Annotated in this window: 14 protein-coding genes; 9 read left to right on the top strand and 5 right to left on the bottom strand. The window is 66.5% G+C overall.

What is annotated here, in order from left to right; all coding sequences use genetic code 11:
• The first annotated feature begins 33 nt into the window (after positions 1 to 33).
• The 3 genes from NFR93_RS12940 to NFR93_RS12930 all read left to right on the top strand — a co-directional run bounded on the left by NFR93_RS12940 (position 34) and on the right by NFR93_RS12930 (position 3,841).
• Complete coding sequence (locus tag NFR93_RS12940) at positions 34 to 1,278, top strand: glycoside hydrolase family 1 protein (protein WP_251453864.1); 1,245 nt, start codon at positions 34 to 36, stop codon at positions 1,276 to 1,278.
• Positions 1,275 to 2,093: an SDR family NAD(P)-dependent oxidoreductase gene (locus NFR93_RS12935; protein WP_251453862.1), complete on the top strand. Its 819-nt coding sequence runs from the start codon at positions 1,275 to 1,277 to the stop codon at positions 2,091 to 2,093. The genes NFR93_RS12940 and NFR93_RS12935 overlap by 4 nt, the downstream gene beginning before the upstream one ends.
• Positions 2,094 to 2,344: 251 nt before the next feature.
• Positions 2,345 to 3,841 carry an MFS transporter gene (locus NFR93_RS12930; RefSeq protein ID WP_251453860.1) on the top strand — a complete coding sequence of 499 codons (1,497 nt, stop codon included), beginning with the start codon at positions 2,345 to 2,347 and terminating at the stop codon, positions 3,839 to 3,841.
• 56 nt (positions 3,842 to 3,897) lie between these two features.
• Here NFR93_RS12930 and NFR93_RS12925 read toward each other — a convergent pair whose 3' ends face one another.
• The gene (locus NFR93_RS12925; protein WP_251453859.1) at positions 3,898 to 5,109 is read right to left on the bottom strand and encodes an AraC family transcriptional regulator; all 1,212 of its coding nucleotides are present in this window, start codon (positions 5,107 to 5,109) and stop codon (positions 3,898 to 3,900) included.
• Between the two features lie 148 nt (positions 5,110 to 5,257).
• On the opposite strand from NFR93_RS12925, the gene NFR93_RS12920 reads away from it, so the two are divergent.
• The 3 genes from NFR93_RS12920 to NFR93_RS12910 are packed head-to-tail and all read left to right on the top strand — an operon-like array spanning position 5,258 to position 9,319.
• The gene (locus NFR93_RS12920; protein ID WP_251453857.1) at positions 5,258 to 7,495 is read left to right on the top strand and encodes a glycoside hydrolase family 2 protein; all 2,238 of its coding nucleotides are present in this window, start codon (positions 5,258 to 5,260) and stop codon (positions 7,493 to 7,495) included.
• Positions 7,496 to 7,499: 4 nt separating this feature from the next.
• Entirely contained in the window at positions 7,500 to 8,489 is a 990-nt protein-coding gene (locus NFR93_RS12915; RefSeq protein WP_251453854.1) for a Gfo/Idh/MocA family protein, read from the top strand.
• A gap of 29 nt (positions 8,490 to 8,518) precedes the next feature.
• The gene (locus NFR93_RS12910; protein ID WP_251453852.1) at positions 8,519 to 9,319 is read left to right on the top strand and encodes an SDR family NAD(P)-dependent oxidoreductase; all 801 of its coding nucleotides are present in this window, start codon (positions 8,519 to 8,521) and stop codon (positions 9,317 to 9,319) included.
• A gap of 131 nt (positions 9,320 to 9,450) precedes the next feature.
• Here the strand turns inward: NFR93_RS12910 and NFR93_RS12905 are convergent, their stop codons facing one another.
• The gene (locus NFR93_RS12905; RefSeq protein ID WP_251453849.1) at positions 9,451 to 10,386 is read right to left on the bottom strand and encodes an aldo/keto reductase; all 936 of its coding nucleotides are present in this window, start codon (positions 10,384 to 10,386) and stop codon (positions 9,451 to 9,453) included.
• A gap of 64 nt (positions 10,387 to 10,450) precedes the next feature.
• Positions 10,451 to 11,704, bottom strand: coding sequence for a multidrug effflux MFS transporter (locus tag NFR93_RS12900; RefSeq protein WP_251453836.1), 1,254 nt, complete (start codon positions 11,702 to 11,704; stop codon positions 10,451 to 10,453).
• A gap of 102 nt (positions 11,705 to 11,806) precedes the next feature.
• On the opposite strand from NFR93_RS12900, the gene NFR93_RS12895 reads away from it, so the two are divergent.
• Positions 11,807 to 12,688, top strand: a complete 882-nt coding sequence (locus NFR93_RS12895; RefSeq protein WP_251453834.1) for a helix-turn-helix domain-containing protein — start codon at positions 11,807 to 11,809, stop codon at positions 12,686 to 12,688.
• An 84-nt stretch (positions 12,689 to 12,772) separates the two neighbouring features.
• Entirely contained in the window at positions 12,773 to 13,063 is a 291-nt protein-coding gene (locus NFR93_RS12890) for a hypothetical protein (RefSeq protein ID WP_251453832.1), read from the top strand.
• 9 nt (positions 13,064 to 13,072) lie between these two features.
• Here the strand turns inward: NFR93_RS12890 and NFR93_RS12885 are convergent, their stop codons facing one another.
• Both NFR93_RS12885 and NFR93_RS12880 read right to left on the bottom strand, forming a co-directional pair.
• Complete coding sequence (locus NFR93_RS12885; RefSeq protein ID WP_251453830.1) at positions 13,073 to 13,435, bottom strand: DUF7882 family protein; 363 nt, start codon at positions 13,433 to 13,435, stop codon at positions 13,073 to 13,075.
• A 21-nt stretch (positions 13,436 to 13,456) separates the two neighbouring features.
• Entirely contained in the window at positions 13,457 to 13,795 is a 339-nt protein-coding gene (locus NFR93_RS12880) for a hypothetical protein (protein WP_251453828.1), read from the bottom strand.
• A gap of 136 nt (positions 13,796 to 13,931) precedes the next feature.
• Here NFR93_RS12880 and NFR93_RS12875 point away from each other — a divergent pair, with 136 nt between their 5' ends.
• Positions 13,932 to 14,225, top strand: coding sequence for a Dabb family protein (locus NFR93_RS12875; protein WP_251453825.1), 294 nt, complete (start codon positions 13,932 to 13,934; stop codon positions 14,223 to 14,225).
• Positions 14,226 to 14,228: the final 3 nt, after the last annotated feature.

The raw sequence follows: 14,228 nt of genomic DNA, 5'->3' as shown, positions 1-14,228 counted from the left end.
CCTGTACACATCGACGTGAAGGAGAGCATGACCATGACTGACACCCGCTTCCCCGCCGGCTTCCTCTGGGGCGCGGCGACGGCCGGACACCAGATCGAAGGCAACAACGTCAACAGCGACTGGTGGGCACGCGAGCAGATGATGCCCGGAATGGAGCTTTCAGGTGATGCTGTGGACAGCTACCACCGTTACCGCGAGGACATCCAACTGCTCGCCGACGCAGGCCTGTCCTCTTACCGATTCAGTCTCGAGTGGTCGCGCATCGAGCCGGTACGCGGGCACTTCTCCAAAGCCGAGCTCGCGCATTACCGCCGCATGATCGATCACTGCCTCGAGCGGGGTGTCACTCCCGTCGTCACCCTTCAGCACTTCACCACTCCGCAGTGGTTCGCCGCTCTCGGGGGGTGGGACGGCCCCGAGGCGCAGGAGCTGTTCTGCGCGTACGTCGAGCAGGCATGCACGATTCTCGACGGTGTCGAGTGGGTCGCGACCATGAACGAGCCGAACATGCAGGCGGCGATCATGACCGCGATGCGACGCCTCTCCGCATCCGGTGGGGATTGGACGAGCCCTACGGTCGAGGCCGACGGCGACGACGAGAAGAAGCAGACCCACAGCGAGTTCCTCACGTACGCGGACCCCGAGATCGGTCGTCTGTTCACTCGCATCCATCACGCGGCGCGAGAGATCGTCCGTGGCCGCACAGGCGCGAAGGTCGGTTGGACCATCGCCGCCGGAGCGCTCACCGCTGCCCCGGGCGGCGAAGAGAAGTTGCAGCAGATCCGGTACGGCAAAGAGGACGTGTACTGGGAGGGCAGCCGTGGCGACGACTTCGTAGGGGTGCAGGCGTACTCCAGCCAGCAGGTCGACGCGAATGGCCTCGTGCCGCACCCTGCGCACCCCGACAACACCTTGGTCGGCACCGCATACCGGCCGGATTCGCTCGCGATGGCGGTGCGCCACGCCTGGGAGGTCAGCGAGCACACGCCGATCCTCATCACCGAGAACGGCATCGCCACCGCTGACGACTCTCAGCGCATCCGTTACACCGGGGAAGCGCTGCAGGGGCTGCTGGGCACCATCGACGACGGCATCGACGTGCGCGGTTATCTGCACTGGTCGCTCCTGGACAACTTCGAATGGGGCCACTGGGAACCGACCTTCGGTCTCATCGCCGTCGACCGCGATACCTTCGTCCGCACTCCGAAGCCGAGCCTGGCGTGGCTGGGGCGCGTCGCGCAGCGCAATGCACTGGCGGACGCCGAGGTGTCGGCATGAGCTACCCGTTCGCCGACGTCTCCGAGCGTTCCCTGGCGGAGCTGTTGTCGCTCGAGGGGCGCACCGCCGTGATCACCGGTGGGGTGCAAGGGCTCGGGCGCGCCATCGCCCTGCGTCTGGCCGAAGCAGGCGCGCAGATCGCGATCGCCGACCTCGATCCGAAGAAGGCGACGGATGCCGCGGCCGCCGTCGAGAGCGAGCACGGCGCCCGAGCGATCGGCGTGCGTATGGACGTCACCGACTCGGAGACGGTGCGGACGGCGACCGACGAGATCGTGGAGAGTCTCGGGGGCGTGGATGTCTGGGTCAACAACGCCGGCGTCTTCCCCAGCATCCCCGTTCTCGATATGACCGATGAACAGTGGGACGACGTGTTCGCCGTCAACACGAGGGGTGTCCTCAATGGATCCCGTGAAGCCGCCCGCCGCATGACACGCGGAGGCGTCATCGTGAACGTGGTGTCGACCGCGGGCTTCCGCGGCACCGCGCCGGGGCTCTCCGCCTATGTGGGTTCCAAGCACGCAGTCCGCGGCATGACCAAGCAGATGGCGCTCGAGTTCGCGCCGAACGGCATCCGCGTCCTCGGAGTGGCTCCCTCGTACGTTCCTACCGAGGGCAACATGGCCATGGCGGAGGCGGCGATGGCTGCGGCCGGAATCGACGCCGGCAACATGCCTGCCGCGATGACGCGGAGCCTCATCGGTCGTGTGGGAACGCCGGACGACATCGCACGCGTCGTTCTCTTCGCAGCCAGCGACCTCGCCACGATCATGACCGGGACCACACTTCTGGCCGACGCGGGCGAGACAATCTGACCCTCGAGGAGACAGCCCCACGCGAAAAGCCCGCCGGTCATCCGGCGGGCTTTTCGCATAGCAGGACTGACGTGGGTGACCCTCGGAGCGCCCGGAACGCGTGTGCACGTCGTGCTGATTCTCTTCTGACTGTGCATCTCTCGTTCTATCAAGGCCCGTCCGCCCGGCCATAGCGTTACCGTCATCTCGGGAAGCGGCGCACCGATCAGGCGCCGACGCACCCGGGGCATACCCGAAGGAGAGTGAACGCGATGGTGCGTGCCCCCAAGCAGACAGCGAGCGAAGCGGATGGTGTCGCGTACCGACGCGCACGCACGTGGGAGATCGCGTTCTCGCAGATGAACAACGGTTCGGCGATGATCTTCTACGTCCTGGTAGGGCTCATGAGCTACCTCCAGAACGCCGGATACGGAATCGCGGTGGCCGTTGCGGGTCTTATCCTCACCGTCACCCGAGTGTTCGACGGCATCATCGATCCGCTGCTCGCGCTGGTCATCGATCGGGTGACCCTGCCGTTCGGCAAGTTGCGGTTCTTCATGCTGACGGGATGGCTGATCCGGTCCCTGGCCATCCTCATGCTGTTCGTGTGGGCTTCCGATGCCGGTCTCGGGATCGTGTTCTTCATCGCCGTGTACGTGGTGTACATCATCGGTTCATCGATGAACGACATCGCCGGCCAGATGTCGGGACCGGTGCTCACCAACGACCCGCGTCAGCGGCCCACGGTGCAGGTCTGGGCGACCGTGTACGCCTACCTGGTGCCCGCCATCTTCACGATCATCTCCACCGTGGTCTTCCTCCCGCGGCACGGGAACGAGTTCACGGTCGGGATGCTGCGCGAGACTGCGATCACGTACGTCGCCTTCTCGCTGGTGTTCCAAGTGCTCGCCTGCATCGGCGTATGGCGGATCGACAAGCCCGAGAGCTTCGCACACATCACCGCCGCGCGCGCGAAGTCGGATGTGACTGCGCGCGACATGTGGCACCTGCTCACACGGAACGGGCCGTTCCAGCGCTACCTCATCAGCGGCGCGTCCGACAAGCTCGCCCAGGTCGTGCGCTCCCAGGCCGTGATCGGCACGCTGATGTGGGGCATCCTGCTCGGCAACATGCAGCTGGGGACGACGCTGAGCCTGATCGCGATCCTCCCCGGAATCCTGTTCGCGATCCTGGGCGCGCGTTACACGGGTCGCCGTGGGTCGAGGGCCGCGACAGTGACCTGGACGAGCATCTGCCTAGGGCTCGCGGTCGTGCTGATGGTGTTCTGCCTTGCGGTCGACCCGCGGGCCATCCTGGGCAGCATCCCGCTCGCCGTCGTCTTCTTCGCGCTCTACCTCCTGCTCAACGGCGCATCCATGATCGTGACCGTCGCGTCGGGGGCCATGCGCGCTGACATCATCGACTACGAGCTCGATCGGTCGGGTAAGTATCTGCCGGCTACGGTGACTGCGACGTACAACATCGTCGACCAGGTGATCTCGTCGCTCGGCGCCGCGCTGGCATTGGGCGCAGTCTCGCTCATCGGCTTCGTCACCGTCATGCCCCAGCCCACGGACAGTCTGACCACCCCGATCCTTTGGATGACCATGGTCCTGTTCTTCGGGCTCCCGATCCTTGGGTGGGTCTGCACCCTCATCGCGATGGCCGGCTACAAGCTCGACCGTGAGGAGATGATCGCGGTGCAGAAGCGCGTGGCGTCGAAGAAGAACGCGCTCCAGGAACAGTCCGTCGAGGAGTCATTCGCCTGACCCGTCGAGGCGCGTCGTCGACCCCGGTGCTGATGCCAGCCCCGGGGTCCGAGCCGTCAGCGGCCTTGCGCCCTCCGGTACGTCGTCGGAGTCATCCCGTACACCGCGCGGAACACCTTGACGAAGTAGTTCGCGTCGTCATAGCCCACGAACATGGCGATCTCGCTCACGCTCTGCGACGTCGTCGCGAGCAGCTTCGCGGCACGATCGGCCCGCTGCTTCGCGGCATACTCGGCGACGGTCATCCCGGTGGCTTCTTTGAACCGACGCGCCAGGGTGGATGTGGAGACCCCGAGACGCGTGGCGAGGTCCGCAGGGGACACCCGGCGGTTGAGATGCAGTTCTATCTCATCGGTCACCCGCCTCACCAGGAGCGGGTAATCGCGTTGCCGATGGCGGCGCACGTGCAGACAGAAGTCCGTGACCATCTGGGCGACGAAGTCGAGTGATCGCGAGTCCGCTGTGTGACCGATGCGGTGCAGACGCTGCGCGTACTCCTGCGAGATCGCGTCGATGGTGACAGGCGGAAGGCCACCGCGCTGCGCCGCGACGCGAGCCATGATCCGCAGAATCGTCGACCCGAGAAAAGGAGTGTTCAGATAGGTGATGGTCTGCGGCATCCCACCGAGCCGGTGGAGCGCGCCGAGGGCGAGCTCGGCTGACCCGTCGGTCACAGCATCCATGAACTCCTGCTCCAGGCGATACCGCTCGTCGATGACGTCGAACGAGGCGGACTGCGGCACCTCGCCGTAGCCGGGCGCGATGGTCCCTCCCTCCGCCTTGACCCTGCGCAGGGCGCCCAAGTCGTCGTCGGATCCCGCGGCGCGCAGGATCGCGACGGCGGAGCGGTGCACGTACTCCGCATCGACGATCGGGTAGCGCGTTCGATACAACTTGTAAGCACCCAGGTATGCAGTCGGTATCCCGAGCCGGCTCACCACTTCCTCGGCGACACCGGGGAACATCGGTTCGTGCGTGTACGGCCCGATCAACAGCAGCTGGTCATCCCAGCGGGCCAGGGCGACGGACATCCCCAACGGCTCGACGATCTCGTGCACGATTCCGGGTTGCATCGTGCGCACGAACTCACGCAGCGCCGGAGCGGCGAACGCCGGCTGAACGCGGGGGTCCAGGCAGTGCGCGCCCTCGAAGCCCGTGACGGCGTGCTCGATATCGGTGACGACGACCACGGGGCAGCTGAGGATCCCGGAGACGGCGTCTATCACCGCGGACACTGCAGGCTCAAGGCTCGCGGCGGAGAGCTCCATGCGGTGACCCTCCTGATGGGAGACGACCTGCGGATCATCGCTTGATCCGTTCTGATCATGCGTGACGAATTCTATCCTCGGATGGGTCTCGACTCCTACCGTGAATGAGGCCGGAACGACACCGGCCCCTGCGCCGAAGGAGACACAGATGACGCGGACACCGACGCTCTCGCCCCGCCGACAGACCCCGATCCTGGATGGCTGGGCTTTCGCGCCCGTCCCGCTGCCGGTGGAATCCGACTGGGAAGCGGTCATCGAGGCAGGGACGTCCATCACCCTTCCCCACACGTGGAACGCGAAGGACGGGCAGGCGGGCGGTGACTATCATCGCGGTCGCTGCACCTACGCACGGCGCATCGTCGCGCAGTCGGAGACCGAGCAGACATGGGTGGAGTTCGACGGAGTCAACTCCAGCGCAGAGGTCTTCGTCAACGGCCGACGGCTCGCCACTCACGACGGCGGATACTCGACCTTCCGTGTCAACGTGACCGATCATCTCGTCGAAGGAGAAGGGACGCTGCTCGTCCTGGTCGACAACACCCCGAACGATCGCGTCTACCCGCAGCAGGCCGACTTCACCTTCTACGGCGGCATCTACCGTGACGTGCGGCTGGTCGGCGTAGGGGACGCGCACTTCGCGCTGGACGGGCACGGCGGACCAGGCGTGGCGGTGACGCCGGCGCTCGACGGTCTTCGCGCCGAGGTCGCGTTGGAGGCTGCTGTCGTCGGCGCAGCCTCGGCGGTGCGCTTCACGATCGACGGCGAGGGTTCGATCGTCGTGCCCGTGATCGACGGCGCCGCGCGCGCTCTCATCCCCATCGAGAAAGTGCGGCGGTGGCACGGCCTGCGTGATCCTCATCTCTATTCCGCGCGTGCGGAGCTGCTGGCTGCTGATGACGTCGCCGACCTCGTCGAGATTCGATTCGGATGCCGCGAGTTCGCCGTTGATCCGCAGCGCGGCTTCCAACTCAACGGTGAGGACTACCCTCTCCGCGGCGTTTCGCGCCACCAGGATCGCGAAGGCGTCGGAAGCGCCGTGAGCGAGGCGATGAAGCAGGAAGACCTCGCACTGATCCTGGAACTCGGCGCGACGACGGTTCGCCTTGCCCACTACCAGCACGACCAGCGGTTCTACGATCTCTGCGACGAGGCCGGGCTCGTCGTGTGGGCGGAGATCCCGCAGATCACCGTGTTCCTCCCCGCAGGTGTCGAGAACGCCCGTGACCAGCTCACGGAGCTGATCGTCCAGAACCGTCATCACGCCAGCATCATCTGCTGGGGCCTGTCGAACGAGATCACGCTCGCCGGCGCCGGCGAAGACGTCGTCGCCGCCCACCGTGAACTGAACGATCTTGCGCACAGCCTCGACCCGACCCGGCTGACCGCCATGGCGAACCTGTTCCTGCTCGAGATCGGCCACCCCCTCGTCGGCCTTCCCGACGTCATGTCGTACAACCTCTACTTCGGCTGGTACGTCGGTGAGGTCTCCGACAACGACGCCTGGCTGGACAACTTCCACGCGACGTATCCGGACATCGCGATCGGTCTCTCGGAGTACGGAGCGGACGCCAACCCCCGTTACCAGTCAGCCGAGCCCGCCAAGGGGGACTACACCGAGAGCTACCAGGCGCTCTACCACGAGCACATGCTCGACATGATCGAGCAGAGGCCGTGGCTGTGGGCCACACACGTGTGGAATCTCGCCGACTTCGGCTCGGCGGGGCGCGACGAGGGCGGCGTCGCGGGGCGGAACCAGAAGGGATTGGTCACCTTCGACCGGGCCCTCAAGAAGGACGCGTTCTACGTCTACAAGGCGGCATGGTCCCGCGATCCATTCGTGCACATCGCGGGACGACGGAGAACCGAGCGTGCGGAGGACCTCACCGAGGTGATCGTGTACTCCAACCAAAGCACCGTGACGCTCCTGATCGACGGCGTCGAGCTCGACACCGTCTCGAGCCGGAGAGTGTTCAGATTCCGGGTGCCGCTGACGGGGGATCACGAGATCACCGCCCGCGCCGGCATCCATTCCGACACCATCACGCTGCGCAAGGTGGACGATGCACCCGACGCGCACGTCATGCCGACCACCACGATCGCGAACTGGTTCGACGACGCAGACCTGCCGAACCCCGACGGCTACTTCTCGATCCGAGACACTCTCGGAGAGATCAAGCAATCTCCGGACGGTGCGCGACTCATCGAGTCCGTGATGGACGCAGTGGCGACCAGCCGCGGGGAAGTCGGTCGAGGAGTGGAGATCCCGTCCGCCATGCAAGCCATCGTGGACCGCATGACTGTTCAGAAGCTCATCCTCCAGGCCGGAGGTGTGCCGACAGAGCAGGTCGCCGCCCTCAACGCGCAACTGAACCTGATCGCGAAGTAGGGCGATGCACAGGTGGGCCTGCATCGGCACGGGAGATATCTCGGAGCGAGTCGCCGCCGACATCGCGGCCGAATCACCCGGCTCGCTCGTGGCCGTGTGGGGGAGGACGCGCGAGCGCGCACAGCGATTTGCTCACACCTACGGCATCGGCTTCGCCACCGACTCGATGTCGGATGTGCTGACGCGCGACGACGTCGACATCGTCTACATCGCCACCCCCGCCCACACACACGCCGAGATCGCGATCGAAGCACTCACTGCCGGCAAGCACGTGCTCGTCGAGAAGCCGCTCGCGACGAACGCCGCCGACACCCGGCGGGTCCTCAACGCAGCTCACGCCTCCGGGCGGTTCGCGATGGAGGCGATGTGGACGAGATTCAACCCTGTCCACGTCGAAGTGCGCGCGCGCATCGCCGACGGCCTCCTCGGCGAGATCAGCGGTGTACGCGCAAGCTTCGGCACACCGTTTCGGGCCCGCGGTCGGGTGCTCACGCCGGCTCAGGGCGGCAGCATCCTGCGAGACCGGGGCATCTATCCCGTGACCCTGGCGCACGGGTATCTCGGGACGCCGGTCAGGATTCACGCCGTCGGAGCATTCATGGACGGCGTGGACATCAGTGGTCACTCCACCTTCGACTATGAGCGCGGCATCGCTCAACTCGCTTGGTCGGGTGTGCAGTTCCTCGACTTGTCAGCCACGGTCAGCGGCGAACGGGGCTGGGTGACGTTCGATCCGATGTTCTGGGCGGGCTCCTCCGCGAGGGTGCACGCGGGGTCCGCGGAGCGGATCTTCGGCGAGCCCGAGGTGATCCACTATCCGCGGGAGGGGAACGGCTACCGCCCGATGGTCGCCGGAGTGCGCTCGGCCCTCGATGACGGTCTTCTCGAGCATCCGTGGCACACGCACTGCGACACGATCGCCATTGCGGAGACCCTGGACGCGGTGATGGCCGGGATGACCGCCGACATCGCCGAAGACAACCCGCTCGACTGACCACGATCAACAGCAAAGGACGCCTATAGATGGACATCGCAGAGAAGGTCTTCGTCGTCACCGGAGCAGGCGACGGCATCGGCCGGCAGGTGACGTTGCAGCTGCTCGCCGAGGGGGCCTCGGTCGCAGGCGTGGACCTCAGTGCGAGCGGTCTTGAGCAGACCGCCGGCTTCGCCGCGGCAGACGCCCGCTTCTCGTCGCACGTCGCCGACATCACCGACCGACACGCCGTCGAGGCTCTACCCGCCGCAGTCGGCGCTGCGCACGGACAAGTGGACGCGGTCATCAACGTCGCGGGGGTGATCCAGCAGTTCGTCAAGGTGAACGACCTGCCCTTCTCCGAGATCGAGAAAGTCATGAACGTGAACTTCTGGGGGACGATGAACATGTGCAAGGCCTTCCTGCCTCACCTGTTGGCTCGCCCCTCCGCAGCGCTCGTCAACATCGCGTCCATGGGCGCCTACGCCCCTGTTCCCGGCCAGGCGGTCTACGGCGCGTCCAAAGCGGCCGTGAAGATTCTCACTGAGGCGCTCTACGCTGAGCTTCTCGACACCAACGTCGCCGTGACTGTGGTCTTTCCCGGCGCGGTCGGCACCGGCATCGCCGCGAACTCCGGAGTGGAGTTGAGTCCTACCTCGGGGGAGGCGCCGACGTACAAGACGACTTCTCCGAGCGATGCCGCGCGGGTGATTCTCACCGCCGTCAAGAAAGGCAAGTTCCGCGCGACGATCGGCGGCGATGCCGCAGCGATGGATCGACTGGCGCGGCTAAGCCCGCGCCACGCCGCCACCCTCATCGCGAAGCAGATGGGCAGGCTGCTCGCCGGCTAGTTGTGACGCCCCCGCGGTGCCGCTCGAGGCCAGCGAGGATGAGGTCGAGGCCGAAGACGAACTGCTCAGTGGGCCTTCTTCTCCGGCGTCAGGGTCTCCGGCAGTAGGCAGTCACAGCTGCCGCCGCGGATTCACGGCACGCTGTACCCGGCGGCGCGGAAGAGCTCGTACCACTCCGATCGGGTCAGCGGGATCTCGGAGCCTTCGGCGGCGGCGCGGACACGGTCGGGGTTCGTGGTGCCGAGAACCACCTGCATGTTCGCGGGGTGCCGAGTGATCCATGCCGTCGCGATGGCGATCGGACTGACCCCGTACTCCTTGGCGAGGCGGTCGAGCACGGCGTTCAACGCCGGGTACTGGGGCGAGCCGAGGAAGGTTCCGGTGAAGAATCCGGCCTGGAACGGCGACCAGGCCTGGATGGTGATGTCGTTCACGCGGCAGTAGTCGACGATCCCGCCGCCATCGAGGGTGATCGACTGCGTCACGTCGGCCATGTTGCCTGCCACGCCCTGCGCGATGATCGGCGCGTGCGTGATCGAGAGCTGAAGCTGGTTGGCGACGAGAGGCTGGTGAACGTACTTCTTGAGCAGATCGATCTGTCGCGGGGTGTGGTTCGAGACTCCGAAGGCGCGCACCTTGCCGGCGGCGTGGAGGGTGTCGAACGCGCGGGCGATCTCCTCCGGTTCGGCGAGCGCATCCGGACGATGAAGCAGAAGTATGTCGATGTAGTCGGTGTCGAGAGCGGCGAGCGACCCGTCGACCGATTCGAGGATGTGCTCGGCGGAGAAGTCGAAGTACGGACCGTCGGGCACGATCCCCACCTTCGTCTGGATGGTGATGGCCGCCCGCTCGCTCGCGGTCAGGGAGAGCGCCTTGCTGAAACGACGCTCGCACTCGTGGAGCGCGCCGCCGTATACGTCGGCGTGGTCGAAGAAGTCGATGCCGACGTCACGGGCCGCGCTCACGAGCTGCCGGATCTCGTCGTCGGACTTCTCCGCGATCCGCATCAGGCCCAGGACGACGTTCGGCGCGTCGATGTCGGTGTGCGGCAGGGTGATCCGTTTCACAGCAGCTCCTCCAGATCAGCGGCGATTCGGTTCTCACCCTATGACTCTTGGTGTGGCCCTGGGCTCAGTGGGTATGCGCGGGGGTGGAGATGGCAGCGGCGGCGGTTGCGGCATCCGTGCCCTTGCGGCCGATGAGCAGCAGGCAGGATGCCGCGGCGAGCAGTACGGCGACGGTGGTGGTCAGGCCCAGGGGGAGGATGCTGAGCGCGCCGGCGACGCCGACGAACGGTGCGGCGATTCCACCGAAGCCGAACCGCACCATGCCCAGCAGGGAGGACGCGGTGCCGGCCATCTGCGGATAGTCCGTCATCGCGAGCGTCGTGGCCGGGGGCGCGGTCATCGCGACGCCGCTGGACAGGGCGAACAGCGACGCGATCACGACCCAGAGTGGCATCGGCGAGAGGCCGGCGACGAGCAGACCGAGGGCGCCGAGCCCGGTGACGGCGACTCCGACGGCGAGGGTCCCCGCGATGCTCCAGCGCTCGGCGGTGCGCCCGGCGAGGTAGCCGAACAGCATGTGGCCGGCCGAATTCAGCCCGAAGGCGGCGGCGTACCACTGCGGGGAGAGTCCGTAGATGTCCTGCAGCACGTAGGTGGATCCGGCAAGGTAGGCGAACAGCGCCGCGTACAGGAACCCCTGGTTGAGCACCGCGCCGAGGAAGACCCGGTCGGCGAGAAGGGTCCGGTAGTCCCGGAGAGTGCGCGCGAGCCCGCCCGACGTGCGCCGGCCGGAAGGCAGCGTCTCGCCGAAGCCGATGAGGGCCGCGACGAGGATCGCGACGCCGATGACGGCGAGGAACACGAAGAGGCCGCGCCAATCCGTGAAGGTGTTCAGCAGTCCGCCCAGAAGCGGGCCGACGATGGCGGCGAAACCTCCGATCACGGTGAGGCTGCCGTAGAAGCGGGTCAGGGCGCGGCCGGAGAACACGTCCCGCCCGGCGGCGGTCGCGATGACGATGCCGACTCCGCCGGCAAGGCCCTGGACCAGCCGCGCCAGAATGAGCAGTTCGATCGAGGGACTCAGGGCGCACAGTGCCGAGGTGACGATGTACGCCACGATCCCCACGAGCAGGATGCCGCGACGGCCGAATCTGTCGGACACGGGGCCGGCGATGAGCTGACCCGCGGCCAGCCCGATCAGGCACGCGGTGACCGTCAGCTGGGCGACCGACGTCGTTGCCGCGAGCTCGATGGTGAGGGCCGGCAGCGCAGGAAGATACAGGTCCATGGAGATCGGGCCGAACACCGTCAGCAGCAGGAGCAGCGCGGGCAACCTTCGGCGCACAGCCGTCGTGGGCGGGGGTGGGATCTCTGGCATGCTCCTCAGTCTCAGCGCCACGCGCGCGGAGAGGGAGTCACTGGCGAGAGGTGTACCGGCAGGGCATCCCATCTCGGTGCAGGGTCGGCCTAGCCTGAGCGCATGGACAATCGAGACGAGGTCCGCGAGTTCCTGATGTCCCGCCGCGCCCGGGTGTCTCCGGATGCCGCGGGCATCACTGCCGGGTCGAACCGACGCGTGGCGGGGTTGCGCCGCAGTGAGGTAGCGGCTCTGGCCGGCGTCAGCGTCGAGTACTACGCCAAGCTGGAGCGCGGAAGCATCGCCGGGGCATCGGGAGCCGTGCTCGACGCCGTGTCGCGGGCCCTCCAGCTCAACGATGCCGAGCATGCGCACCTCTTGGATCTCGCCCGCAATGCCGACGGCATCCCCTCTTCCGGGCGTCACCGCCGTCGAACGACCAAGGCCGGGCCGCCGCGGGCCAGTCTTGAGTGGGCGCTCGCCGCAGTCACCGACGCCGTCGCGGTGGTCCGCGATCAACGGCAGAACCTCGTCGCCTTCAACGACCTCGGCAGGGCCTTCTACTCGCCGCTCATCGGGGACGGCGGACGGACACCGAACTTCGCGCGCTTCCAGTTCCTCGATCCCGCCGCACGGGACTTCTACCCGGACTGGGATCTCTTCGCGGACATGTGCGTCGCCGTCATCCGCGCGGAGGCCGGCCGAGACCCGCATGACAAGGGAATTCAGGACCTCGTCGGTGAGCTCTCCACGCGCAGCGAGACCTTCCGCGCCCTCTGGGCGGCGCACAACGTCCGGACCCACGGCACCGGCACGAAGCGGTTTCACCATCCTGTCGTCGGCGACCTCACGCTGGTCTACGAGGAGCTGGCGATCACCGCCGACCCCGGCCAGGTGCTGCTGATCTACAGCGCCGAGCCCGGTTCGCCATCTGCCGAGCGCCTGCGCCTGCTGGCCTCGTGGGCGGCGAACCCCAGCACGTCCTCACCCAGTGCTTCTTCCTGACCGGCCGGCCCGTCCCAGCCCTTTTGCTAGGCCATCTAGGTACTCTGGTAGTGCATCGACACGGTGCGTCCGGTCGGAGGTGGCATGAGGATCCACAGGGTACGCGTCGACGGCCAGACCTTCGTTCTGCGCCCCGATCAGGACGTGGCAGCGCTGAAGAAGAAGGTCGTCCGAGCGGCCCGCGAAGGCGCGGGCTTCGTGAAGTTCAAGACGGTCGGCCGATCCACCATCAGTGTGCTGATCACCGCGCAGGTGGGCGTGAGATTCGAGTCGATCCACGCGGCTCCGGAACAGGTCGAAGAGTGGGAGCAGCATCCTCCCAGCATCGATCTCGACATCCCCGAGCACCTTCTCGACTACGAGCAGGTTCTCTGATCGGGTCACCTATGGAGTCGGCGCCCCAACCAGGTGGCGCGGTTCGTCATGCTCGGGGACATGACCGCCGACCACCTCGTCAGCGGTCAGCACGATTCCGGCGGCGGAGCTCGCCTCGTGGGCCAAGTGTTCGAGCCATCGACGGTCGAGTGGATCCGGCGGTGCAGGCGAGTCGAACTCGAATCCCAGTTCGATGGAGGGGTGGAGCCACAGAGTGGACCTGCCGGGCGGCCGGTCCGGCGGGTGCTGCCATGACACCGTGAAGCTCTCGCTGCGGCGCAGCTTCGTGACGATGACCACCTTCAGGTGGGCGAGGGTCGCGTCGTCGAACTCCAGCCTGCGAGGCGGACTGCCGTAGAGAAGTGTTCCCATGATGGATCCTTCGTCGATCGGTCAGAAAATCTCGGTGCTCTCGTACTCGTCGTGCGTCCATCCCTCGTCGGGCTGGGCCGTCAAGGGACGGGTCAGGGCCTCGATGCGCTCCCTCATCTCGGCGACCGCCTCGTCGTTCTCGGGTGCCCGTACATCCGAGTTGGTTCCCTCGACGATGAGACTCGTGCTCGAGTTCAACAGTATGCCGACTTCGACGGTGTTGCCATCGGGTCCGATGGCGTTCAGCGTGACGGTGTCAGCCGTGCCCGCGTCACCGATCACGCGCGCGTACTCCAGGAGTGCGTCCGCCGCATCGTCGCCCACGAGGATTGCCTTCTCGCCGAACGTGACGTGTTTCATGACCAGCACGATAGGGAGTCCCATGCCGCTCACAACACGACCTTGACAACAACACGGACTTGGTTCCGCGGGACTGGATCCGAAAGCGATCTCCGTAAGGTGGGGGAGGACGACTCGATTCTTCGCGGAGGTGCACATGCCCGTCACACACGTGGTGCTCATCACCTGGGCGGATCACGCCGACGCCCCTGCGCGCCACGCCGTTCGCCAGGCGATCCGGTCTCTTCGGGATCGGGTTCCCGGCGTGGACGATCTTCAAGAGGGCGAGAGCACCAGCCCTGAGGGGCTGGAATCCGGTTTCGAGTACGGCTTCGTCATCACCTTCCCGGATGCCGCGGCGCGGGACGCCTACCTGCCACACCCGGAGCATCTCGCGGTCGCGGGGGAGATCCAGCGATCGGCGGCCAAGGTGCTGGTCTTCGATATCTGAACG

This window comes from Microbacterium sp. Marseille-Q6648, from assembly GCF_943181415.1.
Lineage (GTDB): Bacteria > Actinomycetota > Actinomycetes > Actinomycetales > Microbacteriaceae > Microbacterium.
Note: the sequence above shows the minus strand (reverse complement) of the source record. Positions and strands in the feature narration are given on the sequence as shown.

What these genes read in the sequence shown, in the direction of transcription:
- NFR93_RS12940 (WP_251453864.1), top strand. Translation starts at nt 34, where the DNA reads ATGACTGACACCCGCTTCCCCGCCGGCTTCCTCTGGGGCGCGGCGACG.
- NFR93_RS12935 (WP_251453862.1), top strand. Translation starts at nt 1,275, where the DNA reads ATGAGCTACCCGTTCGCCGACGTCTCCGAGCGTTCCCTGGCGGAGCTG.
- NFR93_RS12930 (WP_251453860.1), top strand. Translation starts at nt 2,345, where the DNA reads ATGGTGCGTGCCCCCAAGCAGACAGCGAGCGAAGCGGATGGTGTCGCG.
- NFR93_RS12925 (WP_251453859.1), bottom strand. Translation starts at nt 5,109, where the DNA reads ATGGAGCTCTCCGCCGCGAGCCTTGAGCCTGCAGTGTCCGCGGTGATA.
- NFR93_RS12920 (WP_251453857.1), top strand. Translation starts at nt 5,258, where the DNA reads ATGACGCGGACACCGACGCTCTCGCCCCGCCGACAGACCCCGATCCTG.
- NFR93_RS12915 (WP_251453854.1), top strand. Translation starts at nt 7,500, where the DNA reads ATGCACAGGTGGGCCTGCATCGGCACGGGAGATATCTCGGAGCGAGTC.
- NFR93_RS12910 (WP_251453852.1), top strand. Translation starts at nt 8,519, where the DNA reads ATGGACATCGCAGAGAAGGTCTTCGTCGTCACCGGAGCAGGCGACGGC.
- NFR93_RS12900 (WP_251453836.1), bottom strand. Translation starts at nt 11,704, where the DNA reads ATGCCAGAGATCCCACCCCCGCCCACGACGGCTGTGCGCCGAAGGTTG.
- NFR93_RS12895 (WP_251453834.1), top strand. Translation starts at nt 11,807, where the DNA reads ATGGACAATCGAGACGAGGTCCGCGAGTTCCTGATGTCCCGCCGCGCC.
- NFR93_RS12890 (WP_251453832.1), top strand. Translation starts at nt 12,773, where the DNA reads ATGAGGATCCACAGGGTACGCGTCGACGGCCAGACCTTCGTTCTGCGC.
- NFR93_RS12885 (WP_251453830.1), bottom strand. Translation starts at nt 13,435, where the DNA reads ATGGGAACACTTCTCTACGGCAGTCCGCCTCGCAGGCTGGAGTTCGAC.
- NFR93_RS12880 (WP_251453828.1), bottom strand. Translation starts at nt 13,795, where the DNA reads ATGAAACACGTCACGTTCGGCGAGAAGGCAATCCTCGTGGGCGACGAT.
- NFR93_RS12875 (WP_251453825.1), top strand. Translation starts at nt 13,932, where the DNA reads ATGCCCGTCACACACGTGGTGCTCATCACCTGGGCGGATCACGCCGAC.